The organism is Streptomyces tropicalis, from assembly GCF_029269835.1.
GTDB classification, from domain to species: domain Bacteria; phylum Actinomycetota; class Actinomycetes; order Streptomycetales; family Streptomycetaceae; genus Streptomyces; species Streptomyces tropicalis.
Genome location: NZ_JARJBB010000030.1, coordinates 1 through 16,615, shown reverse-complemented (window position 1 = coordinate 16,615; position 16,615 = coordinate 1). Strand labels below are relative to the sequence as shown.

At 74.7% G+C, this 16,615-nt stretch carries 12 protein-coding genes and 1 pseudogene; 6 read left to right on the top strand and 7 right to left on the bottom strand.

From position 1 onward, the window contains the following. Window positions 1-17: 17 nt before the first annotated feature. Entirely contained in the window at window positions 18-3,362 is a 3,345-nt protein-coding gene (locus tag P3H78_RS30195; protein ID WP_276112360.1) for a S41 family peptidase, read from the bottom strand. 155 nt (window positions 3,363-3,517) lie between these two features. On the opposite strand from P3H78_RS30195, the gene P3H78_RS30190 reads away from it, so the two are divergent. The 4 genes and pseudogenes from P3H78_RS30190 (at window position 3,518) to P3H78_RS30175 (ending at window position 7,874) form a co-directional block, all read left to right on the top strand. Beyond that, on the top strand, window positions 3,518-4,117 hold the full coding sequence (locus P3H78_RS30190) for a TetR/AcrR family transcriptional regulator (RefSeq protein ID WP_276112359.1): 600 nt from the start codon (window positions 3,518-3,520) through the stop codon (window positions 4,115-4,117). A gap of 133 nt (window positions 4,118-4,250) precedes the next feature. Beyond that, window positions 4,251-6,467, top strand: a complete 2,217-nt coding sequence (locus tag P3H78_RS30185) for an MMPL family transporter (protein WP_276112358.1) — start codon at window positions 4,251-4,253, stop codon at window positions 6,465-6,467. Window positions 6,468-6,683: 216 nt separating this feature from the next. After that, window positions 6,684-7,528, top strand: a pseudogene (locus P3H78_RS30180) (EamA family transporter). A gap of 70 nt (window positions 7,529-7,598) precedes the next feature. After that, on the top strand, window positions 7,599-7,874 hold the full coding sequence (locus P3H78_RS30175) for a DUF1876 domain-containing protein (protein WP_276112357.1): 276 nt from the start codon (window positions 7,599-7,601) through the stop codon (window positions 7,872-7,874). A gap of 203 nt (window positions 7,875-8,077) precedes the next feature. On the opposite strand, the gene P3H78_RS30170 is transcribed toward P3H78_RS30175, so the two are convergent. The 4 genes from P3H78_RS30170 to P3H78_RS30155 form a co-directional block, all read right to left on the bottom strand. Further along, the gene (locus tag P3H78_RS30170) at window positions 8,078-9,253 is read right to left on the bottom strand and encodes a serine hydrolase domain-containing protein (protein WP_276112384.1); all 1,176 of its coding nucleotides are present in this window, start codon (window positions 9,251-9,253) and stop codon (window positions 8,078-8,080) included. Between the two features lie 118 nt (window positions 9,254-9,371). Next, window positions 9,372-9,776, bottom strand: coding sequence for an organic hydroperoxide resistance protein (locus P3H78_RS30165; protein ID WP_276112383.1), 405 nt, complete (start codon window positions 9,774-9,776; stop codon window positions 9,372-9,374). A 164-nt stretch (window positions 9,777-9,940) separates the two neighbouring features. Then, window positions 9,941-10,414, bottom strand: coding sequence for a MarR family winged helix-turn-helix transcriptional regulator (locus P3H78_RS30160; protein WP_276112356.1), 474 nt, complete (start codon window positions 10,412-10,414; stop codon window positions 9,941-9,943). Beyond that, window positions 10,411-11,232 carry an energy-coupling factor ABC transporter permease gene (locus tag P3H78_RS30155; protein WP_276112355.1) on the bottom strand — a complete coding sequence of 274 codons (822 nt, stop codon included), beginning with the start codon at window positions 11,230-11,232 and terminating at the stop codon, window positions 10,411-10,413. Before P3H78_RS30155 ends, P3H78_RS30160 begins: the two co-directional genes overlap by 4 nt. Window positions 11,233-11,291: 59 nt before the next feature. Between P3H78_RS30155 and P3H78_RS30150 the strand changes: the two genes are divergently transcribed. Further along, a complete protein-coding gene (locus tag P3H78_RS30150; RefSeq protein ID WP_276112354.1) occupies window positions 11,292-11,651 on the top strand; it encodes an SsgA family sporulation/cell division regulator in 360 nt (119 codons plus the stop codon). Window positions 11,652-11,713: 62 nt separating this feature from the next. Here P3H78_RS30150 and P3H78_RS30145 read toward each other — a convergent pair whose 3' ends face one another. Together P3H78_RS30145 and P3H78_RS30140 are read right to left on the bottom strand one after the other, a co-directional pair. Continuing rightward, window positions 11,714-13,390 (bottom strand): penicillin-binding transpeptidase domain-containing protein, encoded by a 1,677-nt coding sequence (locus P3H78_RS30145; RefSeq protein ID WP_276112353.1) that lies wholly within the window; start codon window positions 13,388-13,390, stop codon window positions 11,714-11,716. A gap of 215 nt (window positions 13,391-13,605) precedes the next feature. Then, complete coding sequence (locus P3H78_RS30140; protein ID WP_276112352.1) at window positions 13,606-15,228, bottom strand: penicillin-binding transpeptidase domain-containing protein; 1,623 nt, start codon at window positions 15,226-15,228, stop codon at window positions 13,606-13,608. 457 nt (window positions 15,229-15,685) lie between these two features. Between P3H78_RS30140 and P3H78_RS33625 the strand changes: the two genes are divergently transcribed. After that, window positions 15,686-16,615 (top strand): lamin tail domain-containing protein (locus P3H78_RS33625; RefSeq protein WP_438828069.1); only part of this gene is annotated, 930 nt, incomplete at its 3' end.

The following is a 16,615-nucleotide window of genomic DNA, read 5'->3' as shown; positions in this document are numbered from 1 at the left end:
GGCGCCGGGCCGTGCCGCTACGGGCGCGGGGGCAGCTCGGGCCGGGTGTGCCGGGGGACGTCGAGGCGGTCCGGCGGGGTCGCCGGAGGGTTGGTCGCCAGGAGTTCCAGGGCCAGTTCGACCGCGTCGTCCAGCTGGGCGTGGCGGCCCTCGGCCCAGTCCAGGGGGGTGCGTGTGATCTCCAGGTCCGGGGCGACGCCGTGGTTCTCCACGGACCAGCCGTAGGCGTCGAACCAGGCCGCGTTCATCGGGACCGTGATCACCGTGCCGTCGCCCAGGCGGTGCCGGCCGGTCATGCCGACCACCCCGCCCCAGGTGCGCCGGCCGACCACCGGACCCAGCTTGAGCAGCTTGATCGCCGCCGTGATCATGTCGCCGTCGGACGACGTCGCCTCGTCGGCGAGCGCCACGATGGGGCCGCGCGGCGCGTTGGAGGCGTACGACACCGGCTCGGCGTCACGGGTCAGGTCCCAGCCGAGGATCGTGCGGGTGAGCTTCTCCACGACCAGTTCGCTGATGTGCCCGCCGGCGTTGCCGCGGACGTCGACGATCAGAGCGGGCCGGGACATCTCCCGGCGCAGGTCGCGGTTGAACTGCGCCCAGCCCGAGCCGCCCATGTCGGGGATGTGCAGGTAGCCGCAGTGGCCGCCGCTCAGCTCCCGCACCACCGCCCGGCGCCGGGCCACCCAGTGCTGGTAGCGCAGCGGCCGCTCGTCGACGAGGGGGACCACGGCGATGCGGCGCGGCGGCCGGGGACCGTCACCGCGGGCGGGCGCGAAGGTCAGCTCCACCGTCGTCCCGCCCGCCCCCGCGAGCAGCGGGTACGGGCCGGTCGTCGGGTCCACCGGCCGGCCGTCCACGTGGGTCAGCACCGCGCCCTCGCGGACACCGGTGCCCGCCAGCGGTGAACGGGCCCGGGAGTCGGAGGAGTCGCCGGGCAGGATGCGCCGGACCGTCCAGCCCTCGTCCCGCCGGACCAGGTCGGCGCCGAGCAGCCCCTGGTGGCGCTGGTAGTGCGGCGGGCCCTCGTTGCGGCGGGCGGCGGCGACGTAGGCGTGGGAGGTGCACAGCTCGCCCAGCACCTCGCGCAGCAGGTCGGCGAACTCGTCGGGGGAGGCGACCCGTTCGACCAGCGGCCGGTACTGGGCGAGCACGCCGTCCCAGTCCACCCCGCACATGCCCGGGTCCCAGAAGTAGGCGCGGATCAGCCGGCCCGCCTCCTCGAACGCCTGCCGCCACTCGGCGGCCGGGTCGACCACGTGCAGGATCCTGCGGAGGTCGATCCAGGTCGTGGAGTCGCTGTCGCCCAGCTCCGTGGACGGCACCGCGCGCAGGTCGCCCTCGTCGACCACGACCAGCCGGGTGCCGTCGCCGCTCACCGCGAACCAGTCCAGATGCCCGACCAGGTCGGACTTCTTCGCCTTGGTGAGGTTGAAGTGCTCCAGCGTGGGACGGCCGGTGGTGTCGTCGGGGTTGGCGAAGGTCTCGCCGAGCGCGCCGGAGATCGGCCACCGCAGCCACACCAGCCCACCGCCTGCGACCGGTTGCAGCGCCGAGTACTTGGAGGCGGCGACCGGGAACGGGGTGACCCGGCTCTCCAGGCCCTCCACCTCCACGGTCACGGCGCCGCCCTCGCCGCCGTTCTCCACCGGGTCCAGGCCGCCCGCGGCGGGACGGCCCTCCGGGGTCAGGGCGAACGGGGAGGGGGTGGCGGAGGAGAGCGGGACCAGGTAGGGCTTGCAGCCGAGCGGGAAGGACAGGTCCCCGGTGTGCACGTCGTACACCGGGTCGAAGCCGCGCCAGGACAGGAAGGCCAGGTAGCGCCCGTCCCGGGTGAACACCGGGTTCTCGTCCTCGAAGCGGCCGTCGGTGACGTCGACGACCTGCCGGTCCTTGATGCGGGCCATCCTGATCTGCCGCAGCGAGCGGCCGATGCCGGGGTGCGACCAGGTCAGCCAGGCGCCGTCCGGGGAGAAGGCGAGGTCGCGGACCGGGCCGTTGACGGAGCGGACCAGTTCGGTGACCGTGCCGCCCCCGGTGGCGCCCTCGCCGTCCCCGGTGGCGCCCTCGCCGTCCGTACCGTCGCCCGGGCCCGACGGTCCCGGGCCGCCGTGACCGTCACCGGCGTCCTCCTCGGGCACGTCGAGCAGCAGCAGGCGGCCGTCGTGGGAGGCGAGGGCCAGCCGCTCGCCCTCGGGGTCGGAGACCATCTCCAGGGCGCGGCCCAGCGCGCCCGCGGCCAGCCGGCGCGGCGCGCTCTCGCCGGTGGCGCGCGGCAGCCGGGCGATCTCCACCGCGTCCTCGCCCTCGGCGTCGGTGACGTAGGCGACCTGCCCGGTGCCGCCGAGCATCTCGGGCAGCCGGACCCGGACGCCGGGGGTGTCGCCGAGGGTGCGCGCGGGGCCGTCGCGGTGGGTCAGCCAGTACAGCGAGCCGCGCACCACGACGGCGCAGGCCCGGCCGGTCTCGTCGACGGAGAGGCCGTCGACGTTCTGCGCGGCCGGCACCTGGTAGGGGCGGCGGCCGGCCTGTGCGCCGCTCAGCCGCACGTCCAGGCGGCGCGGGACCCCGTCCGGCGACAGGTCGTCGACGATCCACAGGTCGCCCGCGCACTGGTACACCACCCGCGTGCCGTCGCTGGAGGCGTGCCGGGCGTAGAAGGCGTCGTGGTCGGTGTGGCGGCGCAGGTCGGTGCCGTCGTAGGCGCACGAGTAGAGGTTGCCGATGCCCTCGTGGTCGGAGAGGAAGGCGACCCGCCCGCCGATCAGGAGCGGGGAGTGCAGGTGCCCGTCGAGGTCGGGGAGCAGTTGCCGGCCGTTCAGCCACAGCCGGCCCGTGGCGCCGCCCCGGTAGCGCTTCCAGGACGCGGGCTCGTGCGGCGGTGTGCCGGTGAGCAGCAGAGTGCGGTGCTCGCCCGCGCCCTCGGCGTCGGCGATCTGGAGGTCGGCGACCGGGCCCCAGGGGAGTTTGCGGCCGGGATCGCCGTCGGTGGAGACCTGGTGGGCCCAGGTGAAGTAGGAGAAGGGCTGGCCGTGGGAGGCGACGGCGAGGATGTCGCTGCGCCCCTGCCCGTCCGGCGGGGTCCACCCGCAGACCTGGGTGTCGGCGCTGCCCCAGTACGTCAGTTGCCGGCCGGGGCCGCCGTCCACCGGCACCACGTGGATCTCGGGCACCAGGCTGCGCCAGCTCGTGTACGCGATCTCGCTGCCGTCGGGGGAGAAGCGGGGGTGGCCGGCCTTGGTGCGGTCCACGGTGAGCCGCCAGGCGCGGGCCGACCCGTCCAGCGGCGCGAGCCACAGGTCGTCCTCGGCCACGAAGCAGAGCAGTTCGCCGCTGAGGTGCGGCAGGTGCAGATAGCTCACCTCACCATGCTTTTCCGGGGGAGGGGGCGCAGCAACTCGTGGGAGGACGGTGGGCGTGACCCACGACACGTACGAAACGGTTTCGTTTCTTTAGAGGCCTGCGCTACATTCGACCTGTACGAAACCGTGTCGTTCGGAGAGGGAAGGCGGGCGGGATGACCGAGGCCGCGTCGACGCGCCGCAGCCGGATCACGCCCGAACGCGAGGCCGAGCTCTACGAGGCCGTCCTCGACCTGCTCCGCGAGGTCGGCTACGACGCCCTCACCATGGACGCCGTCGCCGCCCGCACCCGGTCCAGCAAGGCCACGCTCTACCGCCAGTGGGGCGGCAAGGCCGAACTGGTCGTCCGGGCCATCCGGCACGGCAAGCCCGGCAGGATCGGCGAGATCGACACCGGCACGCTCCGCGGCGACCTGCACGCCCTCGTGGCACAGGACGACGACTGCACCATGGAGCGCCACTCCGCGCTGATGCGGGGTGTGGCCATGGCGATGCACCACAACCCGGACCTGCGCCAGGCGTTCCGCGAGCACCTCGTGGAACCGGAGATGACGGAGTTCCGGCGGATGCTGCAACGCGCCGTCGACCGGGGCGAGGTCCGTGCGGACTGCCCCGCGCTGGACTTCCTGCTGCACATGCTCGTCGGCGGATTCGTCACCAGGGCGCTGCTCGACGAGCAGCCGCCGACCCGGGCCTTCGTCACGTCCTACGTCGACGCCGTGGTGCTCCCCGCACTCGGCGTCCCCACCCCCTGACCCACCCGCTCACCGCACCACCTGACGCGACCTCCCCACCCCCGGCCCCCGCGGCACGGGCGGTCTCCCCCTCGTCGTCGGGCCGATACCCCCTGCCCTGAAGACCCCACGACCTGACCGGGAGTACGTCCACGTGGCCACGATCCTCTACCGGCTCGGCCGGTTCGCCTTCCGGCGGCGGCACGTCGTCGCCCTGATCTGGGTGGCGCTGCTGACGCTCGCCGGCGTCGGCGCCGCCGGCGCGCCCCCCGCGGGCAACACCTCCTTCTCCATCCCGGGAACCGAGGCCCAGCGCGCCTTCGACCTGCTGGAACAGCGCTTCCCCGGGACCAGCGCCGAAGGGGCGACCGCACGCGTCGTCTTCAAGGCGCCGGCCGGTGAGCGGATGACGGACGCCGCGCCCCGCGCGGTCGTCGAGAAGACGGTCGCGCGGCTGTCCCACGGCCCCGAGGTCGCCTCCGTCGCCGACCCGTACGGCGCGCGGGCGGTCAGCCGGGACGGCACCGTCGCCTACGCCTCCGTGCGCTACAAGGTCTCCGGCATGGCGCTGGAGGACTCCTCCCGCACCGCGCTGAAGAAGGCCGCGCAGGACGCCCGCGCCTCCGGACTGACCGTGGAGGTCGGCGGCGACGCGCTCACCGCCGCGCCCGAGACCGGTGCCACGGAGGTCGTCGGCATCGGCATCGCGGCCGTCGTCCTCGTCGTCACCTTCGGCTCGCTCCTCGCGGCGGGCCTGCCGCTGCTGACCGCGCTCGTCGGCGTCGGCATCGGCGTCTCCACGATCGCCGCGCTCGCCCGGGCCCTCGACCTCGGCTCCACCACCTCCACCCTGGCCTCGATGATCGGCCTGGCGGTCGGCATCGACTACGCCCTGTTCATCGTCTCCCGCTACCGCGCCGAGCTCGCCGAGGGCCGCGAGCGCGAGGAGGCCGCCGGACGGGCCGTCGGCACCGCCGGCTCCGCCGTCGTCTTCGCCGGACTGACCGTGGTGATCGCACTGGTCGGCCTGTCGGTCGTGAACATCCCGATGCTGACCAAGATGGGCGTCGCCGCGGCCGGGACCGTCGTCGTCGCCGTCCTCATCGCCCTGACGATGATCCCCGCCCTGCTCGGCTACGCCGGCCGCAGGGTCCGCCCGGCGGGCGGGCGGAGCCGGCTCCTCGGCGGCGGGCGCACCGACGGCCGGCCCGCCCGGCCGAACATGGGCACGCGCTGGGCGAGCTTCGTCGTCCGCCGCCCCGTCGCGGTGCTGCTGCTCGGCGTGGTCGGCCTCGGCGCCGCCGCCGTCCCGGCCGCCTCCCTCCGGCTGGGCCTGCCCGACGACGGGTCCCAGCCGGTGTCCACCACCCAGCGGCGCGCCTACGACCTGCTCTCCGAGGGCTTCGGCCCCGGCTTCAACGGGCCGCTGACGGTGGTCGTGGACGCCCGGCGCAGCGCCGACCCCGAGGCGGCCTTCACCCAGGTGACCGACGAGGTCAGGGGGCTCGGGGACGTCGCCGGCGTCGCCCCCGCCCAGCCCAACCGGGCCGGGAACACCGCGATCGTCACCGTGATCCCGGACTCCGAGCCGTCCTCGGCCACGACCGAGGACCTGGTCCACTCCCTCCGCGCCGCGGGCGACGGCATCACCGCCCGCACCGACGCGAGGATCCTCGTCACCGGCTCCACGGCGATGAACATCGACGTCTCGCAGAAGCTCGACGACGCGCTGGTGCCGTACCTGGCGCTGGTGGTGGGCCTGGCCTTCCTGCTGCTGATCGTGGTCTTCCGCTCGGTCCTGGTCCCGCTGAAGGCGGCCCTCGGCTTCCTGCTCAGCGTCATGGCCGCGCTCGGCGCGGTCGTCGCGGTGTTCCAGTGGGGCCTGCTGTCCGGCCCGCTCGGCGTCGAGCAGACCGGCCCCGTGATGTCGATGATGCCGATCTTCATGGTGGGCGTGGTCTTCGGCCTCGCGATGGACTACGAGGTGTTCCTCGTGACGCGGATGCGGGAGGCGTACGTGCACGGGGAGAACCCCGGGCAGGCCGTGGTGACCGGCTTCCGGCACGGCGCCCGGGTGGTGACCGCGGCCGCGATCATCATGATCGCCGTCTTCTCCGGCTTCATCGGCTCCAGCGAGGCCATGGTGAAGATGATCGGCTTCGGCCTGGCCGTCGCGGTCCTCTTCGACGCCTTCGTCGTGCGGATGGCACTGGTCCCCGCGGTCCTCGCCCTGCTCGGCCGCCGCGCCTGGTGGCTCCCGGCCTGGCTCGACCGCGCCCTGCCCGACGTGGACGTCGAGGGCGAGGGCCTGCGCCGGCTCTCCCCGGCGCCCGCGGTCCCCGCCGGCACTCCCGAGCCGGCCCGCCTCTGACCCGCGACCCCCGCACCGCGGCCGGTGAGGACGCGCCCCTTCGCACGGAGGGGCGCGTCCTCACCGGCCGGTCGCGTCCACGGGGCGGGGCGTGCTGCCGGGCGGGCGGGGAGGCCGTTGGCCTGCCGGGCATGATGACGGCGGGAGCGGGCCGGGTGCGGGGGCCGATGACGGGGCGGGGGCCCGGTCGGCGGGGTGCGTGGGCGGGGGCGCCCGGTGACGCCGGTCGTCGTCGCGGCCGTGCTGCTGGCCGCCGTCACCCACGCCGGCTGGAACGCCCTCGCGCACCGGATCACCGACAAGCTCGCCGCCTTCACGCTGATCGCGGGCGTCGGCCTGCTCGTCGGTCTGGCCATGGCACCGTTCACCGCCGCTCCGGCCGCCCCCGCGTGGCCGTACCTGGCCGGCTCCGCGGCCCTGCACGTCGTGTACTTCGCGCTGCTGATGACGTCCTCCCGGCTGGGCGACTTCGGGCAGGTCCACCCGCTCGCCCGCGGCACCGCCGCGCTCCTCGTCACCGTGCTCGCCGCCGTCCTCGCCCACGAGGTGCCCGGCGGCTGGGCCGCCGCCGGGGTCGCGGTGTCCTGCGCCGGGCTGACCGGCGTCGCCCTGTGGGGCCTGCGCGGCCGCCGGCCCCGTGGGCGGCGCTCGGCGCGGCCTGCGCGACCGGCCTGTCCATCGCCGCGTACACGGTCGTCGACGGACTCGGCGTGTGCATGGCGGGATCGCCGCTCGGACAGATCGCCTGGCTGATGGTGCTCCAGGGCGCCGTGATCCCCGCGTACGCGCTCGTGCGCCTGCGCGGCGGGACGGCGGCGGCGCTCGGGCCGTTCGCCGCGCTCGGGATGCTCGGCGCGGTGCTGTCGGTGACGGCGTACGCGCTCGCGCTCTGGGCGCAGACCCGGGCCGACCTCGCGCCGGTCGCGGCGCTGCGGGAGTCCTCGATCATCGTCGGGGCGCTGATCGGCGCGGTGTTCTTCAAGGAGCGGCTCGGCGCTCCGCGCATCGCGGCGGCCGGGCCGGTCGTCGCCGGCATCGGGCTGATGCTGCACCCGGGTTGAGCAGCGTCCGTGGGTGCGGGCGGGCCTGCCGAGGAGCACCCTGGAAGCAGATGTTCCGGAGGTGACCGTCATGATGCACACCGCTGTGGGATGGCACGTGGAGCTGGAGTTCCAGGAGGACGACCAGCACACGCGGGCCGCGGCACTGGTCCGCCTGCCCGACGGGACTGAGGTGCGGGGGCACGGCCGCGCCAGCCGGCACCGCACCGACGAGAACCAGCCGCGGGTCGGCGAGGAGATCGCGGGCGCGCGGGCCCTCAACGAGATCGCCATGGCCCTCCTGGACAAGGCGCACGGCGAGATCGACCAGATGTCGGGACGCATGTCGCACCCGATCCACGCCTGAGGCACCCGGACGCTCCCGGCGCCCGGGCGCGTCCGGTTACGGCCCGTCCGGCCCGTCCGGCCCGGGGCGGCGCGGTGCGCCCCGGCGCGGGCCGGGGGACGCGTGCGCCGTCCTCCGCCCCGGCGGGCGTCCTGCGGCGGACGGCAGACGTTCGGCGGCGGGCGTTCGGCGGTGGACGGCGGTCGGGCGGTGGACGGTGGGCGTCAGGCGACCGGCGATGCCGTGAGGGCCGTGCGCACCGCCCGCACCAGCGCCTGCGCCCTCGGGTCCGCGGTGACGCTCGTGCGGAAGCCGTTGGTGACGTAGCCGAAGGCCACGCCCGACTCCGGGTCGGCGAAGCCGAGGGCACCGCCCCGGCCCGGGTGGCCGAAGGAGCCCGGTGCCAGCAGGGGCGAGGCGCCGCCGTGCAGCATGTGGCCGAGTCCGAAGCGGGTGCCGACCACGAGGACGCGGTCCGGACCGGCGGACTGCTCGGTGCGGGCCAGCGTCACCGTCTCCGGGGTGAAGAGGCGGGTACCGCCGTCGACCTCGCCGATGAGGGCGGCGTAGCAGCGGGCCAGCCCGTCGGCGGTGGCGACGCCGTTGGACGCGGGCAGGGACGCGGCCCGGTAGGCGGGGTCGTTCTCGTCCGGCAGCGGGCTGATCGCCGCGAACGCCCGGTTGGTCACCGACGCGGGGTCGGCGTACGTCTCGGCCACCGACCGCTTGGGCCGGACCTTCAGCCCGCCCGCCGGTTCCGGGTCGGCGATTCGGCCGACCCGGCCCGCGCGGTGGGCCTCACCCGGCGGCAGCCCGACCCACAGGTCCGCCCCCGCCGGCCCGGCGATCTCGTCGGCGATCCACGCGCCGACGGGGCGGCCGGTGACCCGCCGCACCAGCTCGCCGGTGAGCCAGCTGTAGGTCTGCGCGTGGTAGCCGTGACCGGTGCCCGGCTCCCACACCGGCGCCTGGGCGGCCACGGCCTCGGCGCCGCGCAGCGGGTCCGCGGCCTGCTCGGGTGTCAGGGGCCGGTCCAGCACCGGCACGCCCGCGCGGTGGGCGAGCAGGTCGCGGACCCGGGTCCGCTCCTTGCCCGCCGCCTTGTACTCGGGCCAGTACGCGCCCACGGGCGCGTCCAGGTCCAGCTCCCCGCGCTGGTGCAGCAGCAGGAGGCCCGCCGCGGCCACGCCCTTGGTCGCCGAGCGCACGATCTGGGCGGTGCCGCGCTCCCACGGGGCGGTGCCGTCGATGTCACGGGTGCCGCCCCACAGGTCGACGACGCGGTGCCCGTCCCGGTACACGGCGACCGCCGCGCCCCGGTCGCCGCGCGCGGCGAAGTTCGCCGCGAACGCGTCCCGGACCGGCTCGAAGCCCTCGGCCACCGTGCCGTGCACGTCCACGTCCACGCCCGTGTTCCTCTCCGTCTCGCCCGCACCGCCCCGCTCGCGGACGGCCTCGCACTCCTGACTATGGCATCGAATGCAACAAGGGTGTCCGGCCTGCGATTCCTGGGTCGCGCTAGCCGAGCACGATCGTTACATCGATGTTGCCGCGGGTGGCGTTGGAGTAGGGGCAGATCTCGTGGGCCTCGTCGACCAGACGCGCCGCGAGGTCGGGGTCCAGGACCGGGAGGGAGACGCTCAGGGCGACCGCGAGGCCGTAGCCGCGGTGCCGGTTGGGGCCGATGCCGACCTTCGCGGCGACGGTGGATCCGGCCAGGTCGTACCCGGAGCGTTGGCCGGCGAGGATCAGCGCGTTGTGGAAGCAGGAGCTGTACCCGGCCGCGAACAGCTGCTCGGGGTTGGTGCCGGAGCCGTCGCCGCCGAGCTCCGGAGGCATCGCGACCTGGAGGTCGATCCGGCCGTCCTGGCTGGTGACGAAGCCGTCCCGGCCGCCGTGCGCGGTGGCCTCGGCGACGTACATGATCTTCGTCGGTCGGGTGTCGGTGGCGTCTTCGGGCACGGCGGGACCTCCCCGGGGCAGGCATGACGGACGACGGCCATACAGGAGTGCACAAGTGTATTGCGCACAAGATACTGATGGGTACGGGAGTGCGGTCCTGCAGGGGCCCGTGGTGCGGGCGGTGCTCAGCGGGCGCGGTCCGCCGCCCGGCCCGCGCGCTCGGCGAGCCGCCACAGCTCCCGGCGCAGGCCTTCGGCCCCGGCCTCGTCCAGCTCCGTCGCCTCCAGCAGCGCCCGCGGCACCCGTGCCGCCCGCTCCCGCATCTCCTCGCCGCGCCCGGTGACCGCGACCAGCACGGAGCGCTCGTCGCGGGCGGACCGCTCCCGGCGCACCAGCCCCGCCGACTGGAGCCGCTTCAGCAGCGGCGACACGGTGCCGTAGTCCAGGCGCAGTGCGGCGGCCAGGTCCTTCACCGTCGTCTCACCGCGCTCCCACAGCACCAGCAGCACCAGGTACTGGGGATAGGTGAGGCCCAGCTCCTCCAGCACCGGCCGGTACGCGGCCGTCACCGCCCGCTGCGCCGCGTACAGCGCGAAGCACAACTGGCGGTCCAGGAGCGGCGGTCCGGTCTCCGCCTCGCCGTCGGGCTGGTTCGTCACGCGCCCATTGTCACGGATCGCGGGTCGAAGCCGAAGGGCAGCTCCAGACGGTGGGCGCGCATCAGCTCCTCGTCGCAGAGCAGGGTGCCGGTCGGGCCGTCGGCGGCGATCACGCCGTCGCTCAGCACCAGCGGGCGCGGGCACAGCTCCAGCGCGTACGGCAGGTCGTGCGTGACCATCAGGACGGTCACGTCCAGCGACCGCAGGATGTCGGCCAGTTCGCGGCGCGAGGCCGGGTCCAGGTTGGAGGAGGGCTCGTCCAGGACCAGGATCTCCGGCTCCATGGCCAGTACGGTCGCCACCGCCACCCGGCGGCGCTGGCCGAAGGGCAGGTGGTGCGGCGGGCGGTCGGCGAAGTCCTGCATGCCCACCCCCTCCAGGGCGGCGGCCGGGGCCGGCTCCGCGGCCGGGGCGTCGACCAGCTCGCCGCCGACCCGCAGCCGCAGGCGCTGCCGCAGCCCGCGCGCCCCGTGCACCAGGTCCGGGCGGACGGCGACGACGGCGCCGACGGTCAGCGCGGTGATGACGGCCTCGCCCAGGCCGATGAGCGCGTGGACGCCGATCATGGCGGTGGCGACCCTGCCGATCGGCACGTCGGTCGTGCCGCCGAGCGCGTACATCAGCGTGAAGGCGACGACGGCGGCCGGGACGGACAGGAGGGCGGCGGCGAAGGAGGCGGCCGTGACCGAGCTGCGGCGCCGCGGCAGCACCTTCACCAGGCCCCGGAAGACGGCGTACGACACGACGGTCGTGACGATCGCCATGTCGGTGACGTTGACGCCCTTGTCAAGGGGCGCGATCCGGAAAATATGGCACATTGGAGAGGAAGCGGACGTACGGCTTTCGCCTACGTTACCCAGCGTGAAAGGGTCGTCCGATGCCGGTGGTCGAACAGTACGCACGCGCACACATCCTCACGGACGACGACATGCAGGACGACCTCGGTGCCGTCCCGGTGGTCCTGCGCTACGACGCCGATGCCGACCCCCGATCCGTCAGAGTCGGTCTCCCCGGGGGCCGCGAGTGGACCTTCCCCCGGGCGCTCCTGGAGCAGGGGCTGCGCGTCCCGACCGGCACCGGCGAGGTCCGGGTCTGGCCGTGCGGCCGGGTCCAGGCCGTGGTGGAGTTCCACTCCTCGCAGGGCGTCTCCGTGGTCCAGCTCGAGATGAAGACGCTGATCAGATTTCTGCGGCGCACCTACATGGCCGCCGCCGTGGAGCCCGTCGGGCACCGCTGAACTCCCTGCGCCCGGCGCCGGGGTGCCCCGCTCGGGCTCCGCGCCCGGGCTTGTGCCCCTGCTCAGGCCCCCTGCTTGAGCAGGGCGGCCACGATCGGGCCCGCCGTGTCGCCGCCGTGGCCGCCGGCCTGCACGACACCGGCGGCGGCGAGGTCCCCGCGGTACGCCGTGAACCAGCCGTTGGGCTTCTTCTGCCCGTCGACCTCCGCCGAGCCGGTCTTCGCCCCGAAGTCCGGGCCGAGCCCGGCCATGGCCTGGGCGGCCGTGCCCGAGGAAGCGGTGTACTGCATCAGCTCGCGCAGGTCGGACAGGGTGGACGCGGACATCTTCCGGGACGCCGTGGCCAGCGTGCGGCCGTCGGCCTTGGGGGAGACCAGGTAGGGCTGGTGGAAGGTGCCCGCCCGCACCGTCGACGCCACCGACGCCATGTTCAGCGGGTTCATGCGGACCCCGCCCTGGCCGATCAGCGAGGCTGCCATCTGCGCCGCGCTCTGCACCGGCACCGCACCGTCGAAGGACGGCACCCCGATCGCCCAGTCGTTCATCGACAGCCCGAACACCTCCTGGGCCTGCCGGGTCAGGTCGGGGTCCTTCAGCTTCCCGGCCTGGCTGATGAAGGCGGTGTTGCAGGACCGGGCGAAACTGGCCTTGAACGTGCCGTCCTTGATCTCGAAGTTGTTGTCGTTGTGGAACTTCCAGCCGCCGTACGTGAAGGTCTTCGGGCACGGGTGCGGCTTGTCCGGCGAGGCCAGCCGCTTCTCGATCAGCAGCGACGAGGTGATGACCTTCATCGTGGAGCCGGGGGCCAGGGAACCCTGGAACGCGGTGTTGAAACCGTGGCCGGTGTTCGCGACCGCCAGGATCTCCCCGGTCGACGGGCGTATCACCACCACCGAGGCCTTGTCCTGCGCGGCCACCTTCTTCTCCGCCGTAGCCTGCAGCGCGGGGTCCAGCGTGGTGTGCACCGTGCCCGGCGTGCCCCTGCTCAGCGTGGCCAGGGTCTTGTCGGAGTACTTGGCCGCCGTCGACGCCTTGCCGCGGACCACGCGCAGTTCGACGCCCGCCCGGCCGCCCGCGCTCCGGCCGTACTTCTCGCGCAGTCCGTCGAGCACCGGCCCCAGCGACGGGTACGCGGCCGTGGTCAGCTCCCTGCCGTCCCGGTCCAGGGCCCGGATCGGCGGGTTGCCGGACTCGCCGGTCTCCAGGGTGTCGCCGTCGCGCAGTTCGGGATGGACCACGGAGGCGTGCCAGTCGACGACCGGACGGCCGTCGGCGGGGCGCCGCACGACGGTCAGCGCGCTGTCGTAGGCAAGCGGCCGGCTCAGGCCCTTGTACGCCACCGTCGCCTTCACGGCGAAGGGCACCTTCGCCCCGGCGGGGGTGCCCTCGGTCAGCGTGACGTGCTCCAGGTGGGCGTCCTTGGCGTACCCGCCGAGCAGGGACGTGGCGGCGGCCGCGTCGTTCGTGGCGGCGGCCGCCTCGGCCGTGCCGCCGCGCTGCCAGGCGGAGAGGAAGCGCTCGGCGGTGGTCTGCACCTCGGCCGCCGACAGGGGGCCGGTCTTCACCGCCTTGTGGTCGTCGGCTCCGGCGGCCGAGCGGGTGTGGCCGCCGGTCGTGCCGCCGCCGTAGAGCGCATGGACGGCGAAGCCCGCGCCGCACACGACCACGGCGATCATGCCGCCGAGCACGGCGGGTTTCGCTGTCGCGCGCCGTTCGACGGCGCGTCTCCTCTTGCCCACTGCCCTGTGCTCCTCCGCGTCTCTCCGGGGCCCCCGCCCCCCTCACCGCCTCATGCTGCCAACGACGGCGACCAGCCTAGGGTCCCGCACGGGAGAACGGGACCGGCGGCCGGTCCCGTAGCAGAGCTGCGACATTGGCCCGCGGCCCGGCGACCGGTCCGGCACGGTGCGCCGGACCGGGCAACTCCCGTGAGAGCCCGCGGAGTCCGGCCCCGTCAGCCGGCCGCGCGGAGGACGGCCGCCACGATCGGGCCGGCCGCGTCGCCGCCGTGGCCGCCCTCCTGGGTCATGGCGGCGGCGGCCGCGTCGTTGCGGTAGCCGGTGAACCAGCTGTTGGACCGCGCCTGGCCGTCGACCTCCGCGGAGCCGGTCTTCGCGCCGATGCTGCCGGACAGCCCCGACATCGCCGGAGCCGCCGTGCCGCTGGTGGCGGTGCGGCGCATCATCTGCCGCAGCTGGGCGACCGTGCCCGCCGGCAGGCCGTCCGCACGTGCCAGTTCGCGGTCGTCGAGGGCGGCCGGGACGATGACGGGCTGGCGGAACCGGCCGGTCGCCGCGGTCGCCGTCACCGACGCCATGTCCAGCGGGCTCATCTGGACCTCGCCCTGGCCGATGAGGTTGGCCGCGGTGTCCGGGCCGCCGGAGGCGGGCACCGAGCCGTCGTACGACGGGATGCCGACCTTCCAGTCGTCCCGGCCGAGCCCGAAGCGCCGCTCGGCCTCCCGGGTCAGCGAGTCCACCCGGACCGAGTCGGCGTACTTCACGAACGCGGTGTTGCAGGAGCGCGCGAAGCTGTCGGCGAGGGTGGCGTGCTCGTCGGCGGTCATGCCCCGGAGGTTGTGGAAGGTCTCGCTCTGCCAGACCGCCTGGTCCGGGCAGGGCGCGGGTCCGCTCGCGGTGGTGATCCCGGAGTCGATGAGGGTGGCCGCGCTGATGATCTTCATGGTGGAGCCGGGCGCGAGGCGGCCGAGGAACGCCGCGTTGAAGCCGTCGTCGCGGTGGTTGGCCACCGCGAGGACCTCGCCCGTGGAGGGCTGGACGGCGACGACCGACGACTCGGCGTACCGCTGCACCGCCTGCTCCGCCGCGGCCTGCGCCCGGGCGCTGATCGTCGTGGTCAGCCTGCCCGCGCGGCCCTTGGCGAGTGTGAGCAGCGGGGTCTCGGCGGCGTCGGTGTCCTCGTGCCGGATGCTCAGCTCGACCGGGGGCGTGCCGCCGGCCGTGTCCCCGTACTTGGCGCGCAGCGCGTCCAGGATCGGGCCGAGGGACGGGTAGTCGTCCTTGGTCAGGACGGTGCCGTTGCGGTCCACGGCCTCGATCGGCGGCGCGGCCGAGGGGCCGGTGACGAGGGTGTCCCCCTTCTTCAGGTCGGGGTGCACCACGGAGGGCTGCCAGTCGACCAGCGGACGGTGGGTGCTGGTGCCGCGGACCACCGTCAGCCGGCTGTCGTACGCCAGCGGCTCCGACTTCCCGCCGTAGGACACGGTGGCCCTCACCGAGAACGGGACGGTGGCGCCCGAGGCCGCGCCGGGCGTGATCCGCACCTGGGCGAGGTGCGCGTCCCCGCCGTACGCGGTCAGCAACGCCCCTGCGGCCTCTGGGTAGTTGGTGTACGAGGCCGCCGTCGCCGCCTGCCCCTTCTCCCAGGCGGCGAAGAACTTCCCGGCGGTGTCCTCGACCTCGTCCCCGCTGGGCGGCCCGGTCCGCACCGGCGCCGGGCCGCCGAGCCCGCCGCCCCCGCTCAGCGCGGACACCACGTTGAACGCGCCGTACCCGGCCCCGCCCACCAGCACCACGACCACACCGCCGACGACGGCGGCCTTGACTCCCTTGCGCATGAGAGCGCCCCCTCCCCGTGAATTCCCCGGGGCACTGTAAGGGGCGGGAGCGGCGGGCGGGACGTCATTTTCGGATGTTCTTCCGCCGTGGCGCACCCGGTGCCTCACCCCCGGCGGGGGTGCGGTCTGTTACTCACTTCCGGGTGATGCCGCGGCGGCGGGCGGGCTGCCGCGGGGCCGCCGGGAAGCGCGGATCCCGGCGCGGCCGCGACCTGAACGCCTGATAGTAGGTCAATAGGTAGTATTCGGGCGATAAATGGATAGTGCATGTGACCGTAACGAAAATATCCCGGAACGGTAATACACGGCGTACCGGACGAGTGGCGGCGGGGGCGGGTTGGCAGTGTGCGGGTGCGCGGCCGGCCGGCCGCCACTGGTATCACGCACCCCCGGGCCTGCGACGGCCTGACCCTCGCAGGCCCGGGGGTGCGCCGGACTCCTTCCTTGGAGGATCCTCGTGACCGTCTCCCCCTCCGTCCGCCGTGCGACCGCCGTCGCCGTCGTCGCGGGCGCCGCTGTCGGCGCCATGGCGCTCCCGGCCTCGGCCGCCGGTCACCCGGCCCAGCACCACCGCTCGGTCTTCATCAGCGCCGTGCAGTACGACTCCCCCGGCCGGGACGACGGCTCCAACCGCTCCCTGAACGGCGAGTGGGTGGCCCTCACCAACGACTCCCGCCAGGCCGTGAACCTGGACGGCTGGAGACTGTCGGACGAGGACGGCCGTACCTACGTCTTCCGCCACCGCCGGCTGGCGGCCGGCGCGACCGTGCGCGTCCACTCCGGCGTCGGCCGCGACACCTTCTCCGACGTCTACCAGGACCGCCGTACCTACGTGTGGGACAACGAGGACACCGCGACGCTGCGCGACGCGTGGGGCCGGCTCGTCGACAGCGAGTCCTGGGGCCGCCACGCCCGCGACCACCGGCGCGACGTCCGCGACTGGATGGGCAGCCGCGACCTCCGCGACTGGCTGGGCCGCGGCGACCAGCGCAGCCGGCCCGGTCGCGACCACCGCCACGACGGCGACCACCGCAACCGGCCCGGCGACGGCGACCACCGCCGCGACGGTGACCACCGCGACCGGCCGGGCGACGGTGACCACCGCACGCAGCCGGGTGGCGACGACCACCGCAACCGGCCCGGCGGCCCCATCCCCATCGACGACCGACGCCACCACGGCGGCGACCACCCCACCGTGCCCGGTGGCGACGACCACCGCACCCGGCCCGGTGACGGTGACCACCGCACGCAGCCGGGTGACGACGACCACCGCAACCGGCCCGGCGGCCCCATCCCCATCGACGACCGACGCCACCACGGCGGCGACCACCCCACCGTGCCCGGTGGCGACGACCACCGCACCCGGCCCGGTGACGGTGACCACCGC